Source organism: Streptomyces sp. NPDC002888 (assembly GCF_042888465.1).
In the GTDB taxonomy this organism is placed as follows: domain Bacteria; phylum Actinomycetota; class Actinomycetes; order Streptomycetales; family Streptomycetaceae; genus Streptomyces.
In genome coordinates this window covers 292,241-310,007 of the sequence record NZ_JBIAPU010000005.1, presented here as the reverse complement: position 1 = coordinate 310,007, position 17,767 = coordinate 292,241, and the positions used below count along the sequence as shown (strand labels likewise).

At 71.5% G+C, this 17,767-nt stretch carries 12 protein-coding genes; 3 read left to right on the top strand and 9 right to left on the bottom strand.

The features are described 5' to 3' along the window. Nucleotides 1-34: 34 nt before the first annotated feature. The gene (locus ACFYWX_RS11010) at nucleotides 35-2,872 is read left to right on the top strand and encodes a glycoside hydrolase family 3 C-terminal domain-containing protein (protein ID WP_389423663.1); all 2,838 of its coding nucleotides are present in this window, start codon (nucleotides 35-37) and stop codon (nucleotides 2,870-2,872) included. A 118-nt stretch (nucleotides 2,873-2,990) separates the two neighbouring features. Here the strand turns inward: ACFYWX_RS11010 and ACFYWX_RS11005 are convergent, their stop codons facing one another. The 3 genes from ACFYWX_RS11005 to ACFYWX_RS10995 all read right to left on the bottom strand — a co-directional run bounded on the left by ACFYWX_RS11005 (nucleotide 2,991) and on the right by ACFYWX_RS10995 (nucleotide 8,953). Beyond that, a complete protein-coding gene (locus ACFYWX_RS11005; protein ID WP_389423662.1) occupies nucleotides 2,991-4,436 on the bottom strand; it encodes an aldehyde dehydrogenase family protein in 1,446 nt (481 codons plus the stop codon). Nucleotides 4,437-4,667: 231 nt separating this feature from the next. Next, complete coding sequence (locus ACFYWX_RS11000) at nucleotides 4,668-6,347, bottom strand: PucR family transcriptional regulator (RefSeq protein WP_389423661.1); 1,680 nt, start codon at nucleotides 6,345-6,347, stop codon at nucleotides 4,668-4,670. A gap of 128 nt (nucleotides 6,348-6,475) precedes the next feature. Continuing rightward, the gene (locus tag ACFYWX_RS10995) at nucleotides 6,476-8,953 is read right to left on the bottom strand and encodes an ATP/GTP-binding protein (protein ID WP_389423660.1); all 2,478 of its coding nucleotides are present in this window, start codon (nucleotides 8,951-8,953) and stop codon (nucleotides 6,476-6,478) included. 240 nt (nucleotides 8,954-9,193) lie between these two features. Here ACFYWX_RS10995 and gabT point away from each other — a divergent pair, with 240 nt between their 5' ends. After that, nucleotides 9,194-10,528, top strand: coding sequence for a 4-aminobutyrate--2-oxoglutarate transaminase (gabT, locus tag ACFYWX_RS10990; RefSeq protein ID WP_389423659.1), 1,335 nt, complete (start codon nucleotides 9,194-9,196; stop codon nucleotides 10,526-10,528). A 366-nt stretch (nucleotides 10,529-10,894) separates the two neighbouring features. Beyond that, on the top strand, nucleotides 10,895-11,572 hold the full coding sequence (locus tag ACFYWX_RS10985; protein WP_389423658.1) for a phosphatase PAP2 family protein: 678 nt from the start codon (nucleotides 10,895-10,897) through the stop codon (nucleotides 11,570-11,572). Here the strand turns inward: ACFYWX_RS10985 and ACFYWX_RS10980 are convergent. The 6 genes from ACFYWX_RS10980 to ACFYWX_RS10955 all read right to left on the bottom strand — a co-directional run bounded on the left by ACFYWX_RS10980 (nucleotide 11,511) and on the right by ACFYWX_RS10955 (nucleotide 17,727). Then, nucleotides 11,511-12,005, bottom strand: coding sequence for a hypothetical protein (locus tag ACFYWX_RS10980; protein ID WP_389423657.1), 495 nt, complete (start codon nucleotides 12,003-12,005; stop codon nucleotides 11,511-11,513). The two genes, ACFYWX_RS10985 and ACFYWX_RS10980, sit on opposite strands and share 62 nt — an antisense overlap. Before the next feature lie 153 nt (nucleotides 12,006-12,158). Beyond that, a complete protein-coding gene (locus tag ACFYWX_RS10975) occupies nucleotides 12,159-13,577 on the bottom strand; it encodes an NAD(P)/FAD-dependent oxidoreductase (RefSeq protein WP_389423656.1) in 1,419 nt (472 codons plus the stop codon). Between the two features lie 12 nt (nucleotides 13,578-13,589). Continuing rightward, nucleotides 13,590-14,396: an ABC transporter permease gene (locus tag ACFYWX_RS10970; RefSeq protein ID WP_389423655.1), complete on the bottom strand. Its 807-nt coding sequence runs from the start codon at nucleotides 14,394-14,396 to the stop codon at nucleotides 13,590-13,592. After that, the gene (locus tag ACFYWX_RS10965; RefSeq protein WP_389423654.1) at nucleotides 14,397-15,326 is read right to left on the bottom strand and encodes an ABC transporter permease; all 930 of its coding nucleotides are present in this window, start codon (nucleotides 15,324-15,326) and stop codon (nucleotides 14,397-14,399) included. Beyond that, nucleotides 15,326-16,483 carry an ABC transporter ATP-binding protein gene (locus ACFYWX_RS10960; protein ID WP_389423653.1) on the bottom strand — a complete coding sequence of 386 codons (1,158 nt, stop codon included), beginning with the start codon at nucleotides 16,481-16,483 and terminating at the stop codon, nucleotides 15,326-15,328. Before ACFYWX_RS10960 ends, ACFYWX_RS10965 begins: the two co-directional genes overlap by 1 nt. Then, the gene (locus tag ACFYWX_RS10955; RefSeq protein ID WP_389423652.1) at nucleotides 16,480-17,727 is read right to left on the bottom strand and encodes a spermidine/putrescine ABC transporter substrate-binding protein; all 1,248 of its coding nucleotides are present in this window, start codon (nucleotides 17,725-17,727) and stop codon (nucleotides 16,480-16,482) included. The genes ACFYWX_RS10960 and ACFYWX_RS10955 overlap by 4 nt, the downstream gene beginning before the upstream one ends. Between the last annotated feature and the right edge of the window lie 40 nt (nucleotides 17,728-17,767).

Below are 17,767 nucleotides of genomic sequence, written 5' to 3'. Positions count from 1 at the left end.
GCGCCTCGCCGATCCATCGCAAGGGGATCCCCACGTGACCGCACACACGCCGCCCACCGAACCGTTCCGCGATCCGCAGCTGCCGTTCGCGAAGCGCGTCGACGACCTGCTGGGGCGGCTCAGCCTCGACGAGAAGATCTCCTTCCTGCACCAGTTCGCGCCCGCCGTCGAGCGGCTGGGCGTCGCCGGGTTCCGCACCGGCCAGGAGGCGCTGCACGGCGTCGCCTGGATGGGCCCCGCGACGGTGTTCCCGCAGGCCGTCGGCCTCGGCGCGACCTGGAACACCGACCTCGTACGCCGGGTCGGCGAGGCGGTGTCGAAGGAGACCCGCGCGATGCGCGCCCGCGACGACCGCGTCGGCCTCAACGTCTGGTCCCCCACGGTGAACCTGCTGCGTCACCCTCTGTGGGGCCGCAACGAGGAGGGCTACTCCGAGGACCCCAAGCTGACCTCGGCCATCGCCACCGCCTACACCCACGGCCTGCGCGGCGAGCACCCGACGTACTGGCGCACGGCGCCGGTCCTCAAGCACTGGCTGGCCCACAACAACGAGACGGACCGGGCCACGTCGTCGAGCTCGGTACGCCCTCGTGTGCTGCACGAGTACGACCTGCGGGCCTTCCGCGAGACCGTCGAGGCGGGCGCGGTCGCCGGGGTGATGCCGGCGTACAACCTGGTCAACGGCCGCCCGAACCACGTCTCCCCGTACCTGGGCGAGCACCTGCGCGCCTGGACCGACGAGGACCTGCTGGTCTGCTCGGACGCCGGCGCCCCCAGCAACCTGGTCGACTTCGAGCACTACTTCGACACCCACGAGGAGGCGACCGCCGCCTCCCTCAAGGCGGGCGTCGACAGCTTCACCGACCACGGCACGGACGGCTCGCAGATCGTCGCGCGCGTCCGCGGCGCCTACGACCAGAAGCTCCTCACCGAGGCCGACATCGACCTCGCGGTCCGCCGCCAGCTCTCGGTCCGCTTCCGCCTCGGCGAGTTCGACCCGCACTACGACCCGCACTCGGGCACCGGCGAGTTCGACACCCCGGCCCACCGCGCGCTCGCGCAGGAGGCGGCCGAGCAGGCGATCGTGCTGCTCAAGAACGACGGCCTGCTGCCGCTCGCCCCGGCCGCCCGGATCGCCGTGGTCGGCCTGCTCGCCGACGAGTGCAAGCTCGACTGGTACAGCGGCACCCTCATCCACCGCTCCACCCCGCTGGAGGGCCTCTACGAGCGGTTCGGCGCCGACCGCGTCGAGTTCGCGGAGGGCGTGGACCGGGTACTGCTGAAGACTGCAGAGGGCACGTTCGTGAAGGTGCCCGAGGCGGCGGGCGCCGCCGACGAGGCACGCGGCGCCGAGGGCGCCCTGGACCCTGCCCTGCTGGCCGGCCGCACCGACCTGCCGCCGCTGACCACCGACGCCACCGGCACCGAGCTCGCGCTCGTCGACTGGGGCGAGGGCGTCCTCACCCTGCGCGCGCCGGACGGCCGCTATCTCTCGGTCGCCGACGACGGCTACGTCCGCGCCTCCGCGGACCAGCCCGGCGGCTGGATCGTCCAGGAGACGTTCCGGCTCGAACCTCACGACAACGGTCACCTCCTCCGGCATGTCGGCACGGGTCGTCATGTGTCTGTCGCCCCCGACGGCGTCAAGGTTGCCGAGGAGAATCCGCAGGTCTTCGAGCTCATAGTCACCGAAAGCGGAGAAAGCGCAGTGACCCGGGTCACTGCGCAGGCCGACGTGGTCGTCGTGGTGGCGGGCAACGACCCGCACATCAACGGACGCGAGACCGAGGACCGTACGACGCTGCGCCTGCCCGCCCACCAGGAACGGCTGCTGCGCGCCGCCCGCGCCGCGAACCCGAACACCGTGCTGGCGCTGGTGTCCGCCTACCCGTACGCGGTGAATACCGGCCCGCTGCCCGCGGTGCTGTGGACCGCGCACGGCGGCCAGGCGGCCGGCACCGCCCTGGCCCGCGTCCTGGCCGGCGACGTCTCGCCCGCGGGCCGTCTCCCGCAGACCTGGTACGCCGACGACTCCGACCTGCCCGGCCTGCTCGACTACGACGTGATCGGCGCCCGGCAGACGTACCTCTACTTCGAGGGCACCCCGCTCTTCCCCTTCGGGCACGGCCTGTCGTACGCGTCCTTCGCGTACGGGGACCTGTCGGCGCGGGTCGACGGCGACGCGGTGCACGTCTCCTTCACGGTCACCAACACCGGTGACACGACCGCCGACGAGGTGGCCCAGCTCTACACGCGCGCCGTCGACCCGTCGGTCGTGCGCCCGCGCCGCGAGCTGGCGGCCCACCGCCGCGTGGCGCTCGCCCCCGGCGCGAAGGAGGAGCTGTCCTTCGAACTCCCGCTGACCGCCCTCGGCTTCTGGGACGTGGCCCAGGACCGGTGGCGCGTGGAGCCGGGCCCGTACGAGCTGCTGGCCGGCGCCTCCAGCGAGGACGTCCGGCTGCGCACGACCGTGCTCCTGGACGGTGAGCCCGGCGCACCCCGCCGTGTGCTGGAACGCGGCCTGGCCGCGGCCGACTTCGACGAGCAGAGCGGCACGGAGATCGTCGACCGCACGAAGGTGTCCGGCGACGCGGTGACGCCCGTGGCGGGCGGCTTGGGCGAACTGGTCTACCGGGCCTGCGACTTCGGCTCCGGTGCGACGGAGGTGACGGTGGAGGTGTCCGGCGAGGGCACGGTCGAGGTGTCCGTCGACGGCGGCCCGGCCCTGGCCACGCTGTCACCGGACGCGCCCACCTCGGGGCCGTACGACTACGTCAGGCCGGCCGGTGCGTTCACCGCCGAGGGCGTGCACGACATCCACCTCAGACTGCGCGGCCCGCTGCGGCTCGCGCGTGTCGGCTTCTCCGGTTGAGGGTCCGGAACAGGCTGACACAAGAAGGGGCCCGGCACCGGAAGGCATCGGTGCCGGGCCCCTTCGGGAACCCTAGCTGAAAATGGTTCCCATTAGCTAGAGGTGGGTCAGCGGTGGGCTACAGGGCGAGCCCGGTGAGGACCAGCACCCGCTCGTAGGTGTAGTCGTCCATCGCGAACCTCACGCCCTCGCGGCCCACCCCGGACTGCTTGGCGCCGCCGTACGGCATCTGGTCGGCGCGGTAGGACGGCACGTCGCCGATGACGACACCGCCGACCTCCAGGGCACGGTGGGCACGGAAGGCCGCCTGGAGGTCGTGGGTGAACACGCCCGCCTGGAGGCCGTACTTGGAGTCGTTGACGGCGGCGAACGCCTCCGCCTCCCCGTCCGCCTTCCGCACGGTGAGGACGGGCCCGAAGACCTCCTCGCAGGAGATCGTGGTGGTCGCCGGTACGTCGGTGAGGACGGTCGGCGCGTAGGAGGCGCCGTCGCGCTTGCCGCCGGTGAGCAGGCTCGCCCCGGCGTCGACGGCCTCCTGCACCCATGCCTCCACGCGCTTGGCGGCGTCCTCGCTGACCAGCGGGCCGACATCGGTCTTGTCGTCGGCGGGGTCGCCGGTGACCTGGGCCTCGACCGCGGCGACGATGCGCGGCAGCAACCGGTCGTACACGGAGGCGTCGGCGATCACGCGCTGCACGGAGATGCAGGACTGGCCGCCCTGGTAGTTGGAGAAGGTGGCGATGCGGGTGGCCGCCCAGTCGAGGTCGGCGTCGCTCGCGTAGTCGCCGAGGACGACGGCCGCGCCGTTGCCGCCCAGCTCCAGGGTGCAGTGCTTGCGCGGCACCGAGTCCATGATCGCGTAGCCGACCTTCTCGGAACCCGTGAAGGAGATGACCGGAAGCCGCTCGTCCTGGACGAGGGCGGGCATGCGCTCGTTGGACACCGGCAGGACGCTCCACGAGCCGGCCGGGAGGTCGGTCTCCGCGAGGAGTTCGCCGATGACCAGGCCGGAGAGCGGGGTGGCGGGCGCGGGCTTCAGGATGATCGGCGCACCCGCGGCGATCGCCGGGGCGATCTTGTGGGCACACAGGTTGAGCGGGAAGTTGAAGGGCGCGATGCCGAGGACGACACCCTTCGGGAAGCGGCGGGTGAGGGCGAGTCGGCCCTGACCGCCGGGGTCGGTGTCGAGCCGCTGGGCCTCGCCGCCGTTGAACCGGCGGGCCTCTTCGGCGGCGAACCGGAACACGGACACGGCCCGGCCGACCTCCCCGCGGGCCCACTTGATCGGCTTGCCGTTCTCGGCGGAGATGAGCCGCGCGATCTCCTCGGTGCGCTCGACGAGGCTACGGCTCACGTGGTCGAGGGCGGCGGCGCGGACGTGGGCCGGCGTGGCGGCGAAGTCCTCGCGGACGGCGTGGGCGGCGGAGACGGCCTCCTCGACCTGGGCGTCGGTCGGCACGCTCACCTTGGCGACGAGCCGGCCGTCCCACGGGGATGTGACGTCGAAGGTGTCCTCGCCGGTGACCTGGCGGCCGGCGAGCCAGAAGGCGGTGGGGGAAGTCATCGTCGGATCCGGCCCTTCCGTTGGGGGTGTGCGGTGTTACGGGGTCCACGGTAGGGGTGGGGAAGCGGGGGGTCGTTTGTCCGGGATGGAGTGGTGGGGAGTTGGGGCGCGCCGAATTGGCGGGGTACCGCTGGGGGCCGGTCATCATCCAAGCGAGTCGGGTAGTGGGTGGGCAGAGGCCGGGGGCCTCGGGGCGGAGCCCCCGGAAGCGCCCTCACCAGCCCACGGTGCCTACTCCGCGGACGTGGCCTTCAGTGCCAGCCACAACTCCATCCGCGCGTCCGCCTCGTCCAGCGACCGCCCGAGGATCTCCTCCACCCGCCGCATGCGGTACCGCAAGGTGTGCCGGTGCACTCCCAGATCCGCCGCCGCCGCGTCCCACTGCCCGTGCCGCGACAGCCACGCCCTCAGGGACGCGACCAGATCCCCCCGCCCCGTCGCGTCATGCTCGTACAGCGGCCGCAACAGCCCGTCCGCGAACGCCTTCACCGCATCGTCGGCGAGCAACGGCACCACGGACCCCGCCGCCAACTGCTCGTGCTCCACCAGCACCCGCCCCCGCCGCCGAGCCACCGACAACGCCTGCTCGGCCTGCTTGTACGCGGCCGCCGCGGCGATCGGACCGGCCGGCGCGGACAGCCCCACGACCAGTTCGTCCTCCTCCCCGCCCCCGACCGGTTCCCGCACGACAGCCCCCGCAGCCCGCGCGGCCTCCAGCGCCGCCGCGAAGTCCCCGCAGGCCGCCACGGCGGCACCCCCGTCCACGGCGAGCATCACCAACCGCTCCCCGTCCGGCACGACGAGCACGGCCTCCCCCGCGCGCGCCGCCGCGGCCTCGACGATCTCGCCGAGCCCGCCCAGCGGATCACCCCCGGCGTCCGCGACAGCCAGAACCGCGGCAGACGGCTTGGCCGCCGGCACGCGCGCGTGCGTCTGCGCCTCGGCATGGGCCCGGGCGGCCGACCCGGACGCCGACTCGGCGACGATCACCCGGAACGGCGCGTCCAGCAGACCGCCGTAGAGGCTCCCGGCCACCGCCCGCGCGTGGTCCGGCTCGCCCGCGAGCAGCATGCGCAGCACTGCCGCACCCACCCGCTGTTCCGCCTCCTGGAGCGACCGCGACCGTTCCGTCGTGAGCGTCAGCAAGGCGATGGCCGAGTGGACGGCGTACCGCTCGGCGGTGCCGAGGGCGGCCGCCGTGCCGACGGCGAGCGCGGCGCGCGGACGGCGTCCGGTGCCGAGAGAGTGGAGTTCGACGCGGTCGTCGTTCTCGGGTCCGCCGACCACCGAAGAGGCCGGTGCGGGCCGCTCCCGCAGCCGTTCGACGTCCGTCGTGAGACGTGCGGCCCGCCGCCCCGCCCACTCGGGTGCGGCCGCGACGACGGCGCCCGAGGCGTCGTAGAGCGCGGCCCATCCGTCGACCTGGGCGGCGAGACCGGCGAGCAGCCCCTCGGGGCCGTCGGTGAGCGCTTGCCTTGTCAGGTCGCGCTGGGCCGCGAAGCCCGCCGTGACGGCCCGGTACTGGTCGGCGGCGATCGCCGCGGACACCGCCTTGCTGATCGCCAGGAAGGGGGTGCGGCGCGGCACCTCGAGGAGGGGCAGGCCCTCCTCCCTGGCCGCGTCGACGAGCGCCTTCGGGATCTCCTCGTAGTTGACCCCGACGGCGAAGCCGAGTCCGACGACGCCCGCCGCGACCAGGCGCTTCACATAGCGCCGCATCGCCTCGGGGTCCTCCGCGTCCAGCGTGAGCGCGGTGATGAGCAGCAGCTCCCCGCCCTCCATGTACGGCACGGGGTCGGCGAGCTCGCTGACGTGCGCCCAGCGGACGGGCACGTCCAGGCGGTCCTCTCCCGCGCGGACGGTCAGCTTGAGCGCGGAGTGGTGAACGAGCGAGGCGAGCGTGGGAGGCATCGGGCCTTCATATCGGTGAGATCTCTGTGACCTTTTGGCCGCCGCGTATGAACGACCTGTGTCGATTCTGCCTCACCGTACGGTCCCCCCGTGCCCCGACGGCCGACCTCATGGCCGGAACGTGACGCTCAGCCACGCAGGTCCAGCAGCAGCGGCGGCGCGTGCTCGCCCTGGACCGTCGTCAGCGACAGCACGGCGTGGCCCGGCGGCACCTGGTGGGCCAGTTCGGACGCCGACCAGCGCTCCCGCTCGACCTGTCGTACGGTCACCGCGTCCGTGGTCACGGCCTTGCCGGTGACGAGCTTGCGCAGGGCGTGGATGGCGCGGGTCATCGGCTGGTCGGCGAAGACGGTGTGCTTGGCAACGTCCCGTGTCTCCACCCACTCGGTGCCCCAGGCCTGGGCGAACCGGCCGCCGTCCCACGTCGTCACACCGGAGAACGCCATCCGGCAGCCGACGGCCCCGTACAGCGGGCCGTGCAGCGCCTCGGGAACGTCGGCGATGCTGCGCAGGGCGAGGACGACGCCCGCGTTCTGGGAGCGCATGCGCTGGATGCGGCGTACCGAGTCGGTGGTGACGGTGCCGGTGGCGTCGTCGAGGAGCAGACAGGCGAAGTGGGGGCGCCGCCCGTCCCGTACGACGGCGGTGAACTGGGCGAGGACGAGCCGGGTGATCAGCCGGGCGGCCTCCTCGTGGCCCTGGTCGGGCAGGTCGATGCGGACCCGCAGCGGATGGTGGGCCATCGAGCGCAGCGAGAACAGGCGGGGCCCGTCCTCTTCTCCCCCGGCCCGGCCCTCGTTCCCTCCCCCGCTCCCGCTGCCCCTGCCGCTCCCGCCGAAGAAGCCCTCGAAGGCGGGCCGGTTCAGCAGGGCGAGCCGGTCGGCGAGGGCGCGGCCCGCGTCGCCGGGGGTGCCCGACTGCCGGATCCGGGCGTCGAGTTCGCGGCGCAGCACGGTGTGTTCGTCGCCCGCGAGGGCGTCCCGCAGGGCGGACAGCGCGGCCGGCTCGCCCTCCAGGAGCTCGCGCAGCACGGGCAGTTCCGGGAAGCGGCCGTGGACGGCGCGGTAGGGGGCGAGCACCTGGGCGAGGGCGGTGGCGGCGCCCTGGCCGGTGACGGTGTCGAGGTCGCCCACGAGTCCTTCGGCGAGGAAGGCGGCCGCCTCGTCCGGGTCGTCGCTGTCCGCGTAGAGGTCCAGGTCGTGGAGGGAGGCGCGGTCGCCGATCCGCACGATCACGTCGAAGGCGGAGTCGGAGACGAGCGGGGTGCCCGCGGCGGAGACCACGACGACAGCGCACTGTCCGGTGAGGGCCTGGAGGGCCAGCGCCTCGGTCAGGGGCTCGATCAGGTTGCGGGTCTTGCCGGAGCCGGAGGGTCCGACGGCGAGGAGCGAGGTGCCCAGCGCCTCGGGGCCCAGTGCCGCGCCCGCGTCGTGATAGGCGCGCGGGGTCCGCTCGGCGGGCACCCACCGCCCGACGCGGACCTGGCCGGCGAGCAGGTCGTGCCGGGCGGCGCGGTGGGGCAGGTCGCGGGCGCCGGACGGGTGGGTCCAGGCCGCGCCGCCCTGCCGGAGCACGGTGTCCCGGAAGGCCGCGAGGTTCGCGCCCCGCCGGGCCACGGTCCAGGCGTGCTCCACCCGGGCGCAGTCCACGTCGTTCATCCGGCCGCCCGCCACCTCGGCGGTCAGCAGTTCCGCCGCCTCGTACTGGCCGGCCTCCCGCAGCTCGGGCCACTGCGCGCGCGGCAGGTCCGGGGCGGGCGGCGCGGTGGGGTCGCGGTGGGAGCGCCGGGCGGCGAGCCGGGCCTTCGCGTACCCCCACCAGCCGCCGATCCGGGCGAACGGCCACACCACGAGCAGGGTGATGAGCGTGTAGAGGAGGTTGGTGTACAGCTGCGACTGGAACAGCTCGTAGCCGCCGGCGATCAGCACGACGAGGGAGAAGACGGGGTCGACGACGGGCAGGGCGTCCCAGCCGACGCCGGGGAAGGCGCCCGGGAAGACGAGGCTCAGGGCGACGAGCGCGGCCAGGGCGGCGAGCAGTGCCCGCGCGGGTTGCGGCCGGCGCCCGATGAAGTGGCGCAGGACGTCGGGCCAGCTGCCCAGGCGGCCGGCGGCGTAGACGAGGACGGCGAAGAAGACGCCGTCGTAGACCACGCGGGCCTCCGACCCCTCGAGCCCCTTGGGCGAGACGGTGCCGGTCCACCACCAGTCGTCCGGGGTGAACAGCTTCAGCAGCACCCACTGGTAGGGCATGCTGCCGTCACGCCACAGCGACCACAGCAGGAGCGCCACGACCAGCGGGATCAGCAGGCCGACGATCGTGACCGGGGCGATCCGCTCCGCCGACTGCGCGGCCTTGGGCAGGCGGTATCCGTAACGCCAGATGCCCGGCTTGACGGCCGGGCGGGGTGCGTCGAGCCAGTCGGCGACGGCCGTGCGGGGCTGCGCGCCGTGCGGATGCTGCCCGGCCTGCTGCCCGCCCTGTTCCACCACGTGCGGCGCGCGGGCCGGCCGCGGTGGCACCGCGGGCGGGTTCGGCGGTGCCGCCGGGCGCGGCACAGGATTCGCATGCGTACCCCGCGCGTCCTGCGTCCCGTCGCTCTCCATCGGGCTTGCCCCCTGACCTGCCGTTCCGTACAACCGTCAGCGAGTCAATCTAACGTGGTCCCCCGGGGAGTTCACCGCTTACGCGGCCGGTGCGACGGGTAAGCGCCCCGGCGGCGCCATGTCCACCACGGACAAGCCAAGGCGCCGACAACGCCCACATGGAGCATGCCCACCTCTCTCACCCGGTTCTAGCCTGCGAGAAAAGAAGGCAAGCATCCGCAAATCCCCCTGGAGCCCCTCATGAGCGCACTTCCGCAGGAGCGCCGCGTCGTCACCGCCATCCCCGGCCCCAAGTCGCAGGAGTTGCAGGCCCGCCGCCTCGCCGCGGTCGCGCAGGGCGTGGGCTCGGTGCTGCCCGTGTTCACCGCGCGCGCGGGCGGCGGCATCATCGAGGACGTCGACGGCAACCGGCTCATCGACTTCGGCTCCGGCATCGCGGTCACCAGTGTCGGTGCCTCCGCCGAGGCGGTCGTACGCCGTGCGTCGGCGCAGCTCGCCGACTTCACCCACACCTGTTTCATGGTCACGCCGTACGAGGGCTACGTGGAGGTCGCCGAGGCCCTCGCCGAGCTGACTCCGGGCGACCACGCCAAGAAGTCCGCGCTGTTCAACAGCGGCGCCGAGGCCGTCGAGAACGCCGTCAAGATCGCCCGCTCCTACACCAAGCGGCAGGCGGTCGTCGTGTTCGACCACGGCTACCACGGCCGTACGAACCTCACCATGGCGCTGACGGCGAAGAACATGCCGTACAAGCACGGCTTCGGCCCGTTCGCGCCCGAGGTGTACCGCGTGCCGGTCGCCTACGGCTACCGCTGGCCGACCGGGCCGGAGAACGCGGGCCCGGAGGCCGCCGCGCAGGCCATCGACCAGATCACCAAGCAGGTCGGCCCGGAGAACGTGGCCGCGATCATCATCGAGCCGGTGCTCGGCGAGGGCGGCTTCATCGAGCCGGCCAAGGGCTTCCTGCCCGCGATCAGCCAGTTCGCGAAGGACAACGGCATCGTCTTCGTCGCCGACGAGATCCAGTCCGGCTTCTGCCGCACCGGCCAGTGGTTCGCCTGCGAGGACGAGGGCATCGTCCCGGACCTGATCACCACGGCGAAGGGCATCGCGGGCGGTCTGCCGCTCGCCGCCGTCACCGGCCGCGCCGAGATCATGGACGCCGCGCACGCAGGTGGCCTCGGCGGCACCTACGGCGGCAACCCCGTCGCCTGCGCGGGTGCCCTCGGCTCGATCGAGACCATGAAGGAGCTCGACCTCAACGCCCGGGCGAAGAACATCGAGGCGATCATGAAGGCACGTCTGACCGCCATCGCCGAGAAGTTCGACGTGATCGGCGACGTGCGCGGTCGTGGCGCGATGATCGCGATCGAGCTGGTGAAGGACCGTACGACGAAGGAGCCGAACCCGGAGGCGACGGCCGCGCTCGCCAAGGCCTGCCACCAGGAGGGCCTGCTGGTCCTGACCTGTGGCACCTACGGCAACGTGCTGCGTTTCCTGCCCCCGCTGGTGATCGGCGAGGACCTGCTGAACGAGGGTCTCGACATCATCGAGCAGGCCTTCGCGCGCATCTGATCGCCGGGCCGGGTGGGGCCAGAGGCAGAGCGTGTGAAGAAGGTGTGCGAGGTGGATGGCGTAAGGCCGATGCGTCTGTCGCGGGGCCATTGGCTGCCGTAGGTTCTACCGAGATGAGAGATACACCCGCTCACAGGGGACTGTGGGCGAACCCCAGGTTGGGGCCTCCCCAGCTTCGACCTGGTCGTGCCCTCGCGCACACAACCGGGACCTGACGGCTCCGGATCTCCTCACCGATCGGACAGTCGCCCGCCCCAAACCCCCCGGGGCGCGCGACGACCCGATCCGGACGGCCACCCCGGAACCACCCCCCCTGTTCCGGGGTGGCCGACCTCCTTCTCCGCTTCGCCTGACAGGCTGGGGCCCATGTGCCTCGCCGTCCTCCTGCTCGGCCTTCCGGCCCTTGTCTTCGCCCTGATCACCTGGCAGGTCCTCGCCGACGGGCCGCTGCTGCGCGCCGACGCGCACGCGAGCCGCTTCCTCCTCCACCCGGACCGGCTCTCCGAGTTCCTCTCCGACCTCGGCAGGATCGAGGTCGCGGTCCCGGTCCTGGCGGCCGCGATCGGCTACGTGGCCTGGCGCGGGCGTGGTGCGGGGACGGACCGCTGGTGGCTGCCGCCCGTCGCGGCGGCCGTCCTGATGGCCCTGGTGCCGGCGCTGGTGGTGCCCCTGAAGGAGTGGACCGCCCGGCACGGCACCTCCGTCATGCCTCCGGGCATCGGCTACTACCCCTCGGGACACACGGCCACGGCCGCCGTCGCGTACGGCGGCGCGACCCTGCTCCTGCTTCCCTGGCTGCGCTCGGCCCTCGTCCGTCGCGCGCTCGTCGTCGCCTGCGCCGCCCTGGTGTCGGGCGTGTCCTTCGGGTTGGTGAGGCGGGGCTATCACTGGCCCCTGGACGTCGTGGGCAGTTGGTGCCTGTGCGCGGTGCTGCTCGCCGCCCTGTGGCTGCTGCTCACGGCAGGTGCGCACCCCCGCCGCCTCACTCCTCCCGCTCCGCCCACTGAGCCCTCTCCTCCCGCTCCTGCCTCGGCCCCCTCCTGACCAGCCCCGCCGCCGCCTCGTGCAGGGCCAGTTCGAGGAGTGACGGGTCGGTGAGGGTGCCGGAGCCGTCCGGTGCCACCAGCCAGCGCACTCCGCCGGTCGACCGGCCCGGGTACGGCACGACGATCCAGGTTCCGGCCCCGGCCGTACGGATGCCCGTGCCGAGCCAGCGGGCCGCGGTGCCCGGCGGCACGAAGAACCCCATGCGCGCGTCACCGAAGTCGACGAGCACCGGGCCGGGCCGGTCGAGGATGCGGGTGAGCACGTCGAGGGTGGGGTAGCCGAGCTCACCGGGCAGGATGAGCACGTCCCAGGCCCTGCCCGCGGGCAGCAACGCGACCCCGTGGCGGCTGCGCTCCCACTCCCAGCGGCAGGCCTCGGGATCCGGTGCGACGGATGCGAGCCACGCGACCGCCGTCTTCGCCCCTGTCATGGCGGGGACCTCCCTGTTCTTCCGTGTTCTTCCGTGGTTCTCGTGGACGGCGAAATCGTCACGCGGCATCACGAGGCGTCACGAGGGAAGAGAAAGGTCCCCGGCGGGCATTACGCGGGTTCACCCCACGCGATTAAGTGACCTGGATCACAGTCAGCTGTCGAAGCCCAGTCCCAGCCGGTCCATGGTCTTCAGCCACAGGTTGCGCCGCCCGCCGTGCGCGTCCGCCCGGGCCAGCGACCATTTGGTGAGCGCGATGCCGGTCCAGGCGAACGGCTCGGGCGGGAAGGGCAGCGGCTTCCTGCGCACCATCGCCGTCTCGGTGCGCTCCGTGCGCTCCCCCGCAAGCAGGTCGAGCATCACGTCCGCGCCGAAGCGGGTCGCGCCGACGCCCAGGCCCGTGTAGCCCGCCGCGTACGCGACCTTGCCCTGGTGGGCGGTGCCGAAGAACGCCGAGAAGCGGGAGCAGGTGTCGATCGCCCCGCCCCACGCGTGCGTGAAGCGGACGCCCTCCAGCTGCGGGAAACAGGTGAAGAAGTGCCCGGCGAGCTTGGCGTACGTCTCCGGCCGGTCGTCGTACTCGGCGCGCACCCGGCCGCCGTAGGAGTAGACGGCGTCGTAGCCGCCCCACAGGATCCGGTTGTCCGCGGACAGCCGGAAGTAGTGGAACTGATTCGCCGAGTCGCCCAGCCCCTGGCGGTTCTTCCAGCCGATCGACGCCAGCTGGTCCCCGCTCAGTGGCTCGGTCATCAACGCGTAGTCGTAGACCGGGACGGTGTACGCCCGTACGCGCCGGACCAGGTTCGGGAAGATGTTGGTGCCGAGCGCGACCTTGCGGGCGCGGACCGAGCCGTACGGGGTGCGTACGGTCATGCCGGCGCCGTACGGCTTCAGGGTGAGGGCGGGCGTGTGCTCGTGGATGCGGACGCCGAGGCGCACGCAGGCCCGTTTCAGGCCCCAGGCGAGCTTGGCCGGGTGCAGCATGGCCACGCCCCGGCGGTCCCACAGGCCCGCCTCGAAGGTCGGTGAGTCGACCTGTTCGCGGACCGCGTCGGCGTCCAGGAACTCCACGCCGTCGGCGAGGCCCCGGCGCTGCATCTCCTCGTACCAGTCGCGCAGTTCCCACGCCTGGTAGGTCTCGGTCGCGACGTCGATCTCGCCGGTGCGCTCGAAGTCGCAGTCGATGCCGTGCCGGGCGACCGCCTTCTCGATCTCGTCGAGGTTGCGGGCGCCCAGCTCCTGGAGCCGGCGGATCTCGTCGGGCCAGCGGGCGAGGCCGTTGGGCAGGCCGTGGGTGAGGGAGGCGGCACAGAAGCCGCCGTTGCGGCCCGAGGCGGCCCAGCCCACCTCGCGGCCTTCCAGCAGGACGACGTCCCGTCGCGGGTCGCGCTCCTTGGCGATGAGCGCGGTCCACAGTCCGCTGTAGCCGCCGCCGACGACCAGCAGGTCGCAGGTCTCGGCGCCGGTGAGCGCGGGCTCGGGGTGGGGCTTGCCGGGGTCTTCCAGCCAGTACGGGACCGGCTGTGCGTCGGAGAGCGCTTTTGTCCAATGACTCATGGCGCTTGGGGCCATGATTTCAACTCCCTACAAGTGCGATGCTCTTTTGTTGCGGCGGTTTCCGATGACCATGGAGGCCAGGACGAACAGCACGGCGACGAGGAACATGGCTGTGCCGATGACATTGATCTGGACGGGCGTTCCGCGCTGTGCCGAGCCCCAGACGAACATGGGGAAGGTGACGGTCGAGCCCGCGTTGAAATTGGTGATGATGAAATCGTCGAAGGAGAGCGCGAAGGCCAGCAGCGCGCCCGCCGCGATTCCGGGCGCCGCGATGGGCAGCGTGACCCGCAGGAACGTCTGCACCGGTCCGGCGTAGAGGTCCTGGGCCGCCTGCTCCAGACGTGGGTCCATCGACATCACGCGCGCCTTGACGGCCGTCACGACGAAGCTGAGGCAGAACATGATGTGCGCGATCAGGATCGTCCAGAATCCCAACTGAGCACCCAGGTTGAGGAACAGGGTGAGCAGCGAGGCCGCCATGACGACCTCGGGCATCGCCATCGGCAGGAAGATCAGCGAGTTGACGGCGCCCCGCGCGCGGAAGCGGTAGCGGACCAGCGCGAAGGCGATCATCGTGCCGAGGAGGGTGGCGCCGAGCGTCGCCCAGAACGCGATCTGGAGGCTGATCGACAGCGAGCCGCACAGGTCGGCGACCCCGCACGGGTCCTTCCAGGCGTCCGTGGAGAACTGCTGCCACTCGTAGTTGAAGCGCCCCTTCGGTTTGTTGAAGGAGAACACCGTGACGACGACGTTGGGCAGCAGGAGATAGGCGAGCGTGAGGAGTCCCGCGAGGACGACGAGATTTCTCCTGAGCCAGTTGACGAAGGGCATTTAGACCAGATCCTCCGTCCCGGACCTGCGGATGTAGAAGGTGACCATGAAAAGGATCGCGGCCATGAGAAGGAACGAGAGGGCCGCCGCCGTCGGATAGTCCAGAATCCGCAGGAACTGCGTCTGGATGACGTTGCCGATCATGCGGGTGTCGGTGGAGCCGAGGAGTTCGGCGTTGACGTAGTCGCCGGCCGCCGGGATGAAGGTCAGCAGCGTGCCGGAGACCACGCCCGGCATCGACAGCGGGAAGGTGACCTTGCGGAAGGTGGTGATCGGCCTGGCGTACAGGTCGCCCGCCGCCTCGTGCAGCCGCCCGTCGATCCGCTCCAGCGAGGTGTACAGCGGCAGGATCATGAACGGCAGGAAGTTGTACGTCAGACCGCACACGACAGCGAGCGGCGTGGCCAGGACGCGGTCGCCTGCCGTCCAGCCGAGCCAGTCGGTGACGTCCAGGACGTGCAGCGTGTTGAGCGCGCCGACCACCGGGCCGCCGTCGGCGAGGATCGTCTTCCAGGCCAGGGTGCGGATCAGGAAGCTGGTGAAGAACGGCGCGATCACCAGGATCAGGATCAGGTTGCGCCAGCGCCTCGCGCGGAAGGCGATCAGGTAGGCGAGCGGGTAGCCGAGCACCAGGCACAGGACGGTCGCGGCGGCCGCGTAGGCGACCGAGCGCAGGAACTGCGGCCAGTACTCGCTCAGCGCGTCCCAGTAGGTCGCGACGTGCCAGGTGACCTTGTAGCCCTCCTCCAGGGAGCCCGTCTGCACGGACGTGGAGGCCTGGTAGATCATCGGCAGCGCGAAGAAGACGAGCAGCCAGAGGATGCCGGGCAGCAGCAGCCAGTACGGCGTCCAGCGGCCTGACCTGCGCGGTGGCTTCTTCTCCGCTGCGGTCGGTGAGAGAGGCGGTGGCGCCTCGGTGAGCGTGGACATCAGGCCGCCTCTTCGTCGATGCCGGCGTCGATGTCCTGTGCGGCGTCCAGGCCGAAGGTGTGGAGCGGGTTCCAGTGCAGGACGACCTCCGCGCCGGGGGTGAGCCGGGCGTCGCGGTCGATGTTCTGGGCGTAGACCTCGAACTCGGGGCAGACCGGGCTGTCGACGACGTACTGCGTGGAGACGCCGATGAAGCTGGAGTCGGCGATCTTCCCCGTGATCCGGTTGCGGCCCTCCGGTATCCCGCCCGCGTCGTCGGCGTGGGTGAGGGTGATCTTCTCCGGGCGGATGCCGACGAGCACCTTGCCGCCGGTCGTCGTCGGCGCGGAACAGCGCGCCTTCGGCAGCACCAGCTTGCCGCCGCCCGCCTTCAGGACGATGTCGTCGCCGCTCCTGGTGTCGACCTCGGCCTCTATCAGGTTGGACGTGCCGAGGAAGTTGGCGACGAACGTGGTCTGCGGGTTCTCGTACAGGTCGGCGGGCGAGCCGAGCTGTTCGACGCGGCCCGCGTTCATCACGGCGACCGTGTCGGCCATCGTCATGGCCTCCTCCTGGTCGTGCGTGACGTGGACGAAGGTGATGCCGACCTCGGTCTGGATGCGCTTGAGCTCCAGCTGCATCTGGCGGCGCAGCTTCAGGTCGAGGGCGCCGAGGGGCTCGTCGAGGAGGAGCACCTTGGGGTGGTTGATCAGCGCCCGGGCCACGGCGACGCGCTGCTGCTGGCCGCCGGAGAGCTGGTGCGGCTTCTTGCGGGCCTGCTCACCGAGCTGGACGAGCTCCAGCATGTCCTCGACCTGCTTCTTCACGCTCCTGATGCCGCGTCGGCGCAGGCCGAAGGCGACGTTCTCGAAGATGTCGAGGTGCGGGAAGAGGGCGTAGGACTGGAAGACGGTGTTCACCGGGCGCTTGTAGGGCGGGAGGGCGGTGACGTCCTGGTCGCCGAGGTGCACGGTGCCGGAGGAAGGTTCCTCCAGTCCCGCGATCATGCGCAGCGTGGTGGTCTTGCCGCAGCCGGAGGCGCCGAGCAGGGCGAAGAAGGAGCCCTGCGGCACGGTCAGTTCGAGCGGGTGCACGGCGGTGAAGGAGCCGTAGGTCTTGCTGATCCCGGAGAGGCGGACGTCGCCGCTGCCGCTGTCTGTGGTCTTCATCGTCGTCACGCCCCAGTGAGCTTCGCGAACTTCGCTTCGTAGGCGGTCTCTTCCTCCGCGCTCAGGGAGCGGAAGGCGTGGGACTTCGCCTGCATGGCCTTGTCGGGGATGATCAGCGGGTTGTTCGCCGCATCCTCGTCGATCTTCGCAAGCTCGTCCTTCACTCCGTCGACGGGACAGACGTAGTTGATGTAGGCGGCGAGCTCCGCTGCCGGCTCGGGCTCGTAGTAGTAGTCCATGAGCCGTTCGGCGTTCGTCTTGTGACGGGCCCTGTTGGGGATCAGCATGTTGTCGCTGGACGTCAGGTAGCCGCTGTCGGGGACGACGAAGTCGACGTCGGGGCTGTCCGCCTTGAGCTGTACGACGTCACCGGCCCAGGCGATACAGGCCGCCAGGTCGCCCTTGGTGAGGTCGGAGGTGTAGTCGTTGCCGGTGAAGCGACGTATCTGGCCGTTGTCGACGCCCTTCTGCAGGCGTGCGATCGCGGCGTCGTAGTCGTCGTCGGTGAACTTCTCCGGGGCCCTGCCCATGTCGAGCAGGGTCATGCCGATGGTGTCGCGCATCTCGGTCAGGAAGCCGACGCGGCCCTTCAGCTTGGGGTTGTCGAGCAGGTCGGAGACCGACTTCACCTCGACGCCGTCGAGGGCCTTCTTGTTGAACGCGATGACGGTCGAGATGCCCTGCCAGGGGTACGAGTAGGCGCGGCCCGGGTCCCAGTCGGGGCTGCGGAACTGCTGGGACAGGTTGGCGAAGGCGTGCGGCAGCAGGGACGGGTCCAGTTTCTGGACCCACCCCAGGCGGATCAGCCGGGCGGCCAGCCAGTCGGTGAGGACGATGATGTCGCGGCCGGTGTCCTGGCCCGCGGCGAGCTGCGGCTTGACCTTGCCGAAGAACTCGTTGTTGTCGTTGATGTCCTCGGTGTACTTGACCTTGATCCCGGTGCGCTTGGTGAAGGCGTCCAGCGTGGGGTGGTGCTTGCCGCTGTCGTCGACGTCCATGTACTCGGTCCAGTTGGAGAAGTTGATCGTCTTCTCCTTGGCCGAGCGGTCCTCGGCGGACGTGCCCCCCGCGGTCTTGCCGGCCGCGGGGATCCCGCAGGCGCTCAGCGTCCCCAGGCCGCCCAGCGCCAGCGCTCCGCCCGTGGAGGCGCGCAGCAGCGAACGGCGGGTCATGGCGGCCCGGCCGCCTCGGAAGCTGCGCCTGATGGCGGCCACCTGGGCCGGAGACAGGCGGTCGGGCTCGTACTGCTCCATGCGCGTGGTTGCCCTTTCGCGGGTGCGGCCGTGGTCGGCG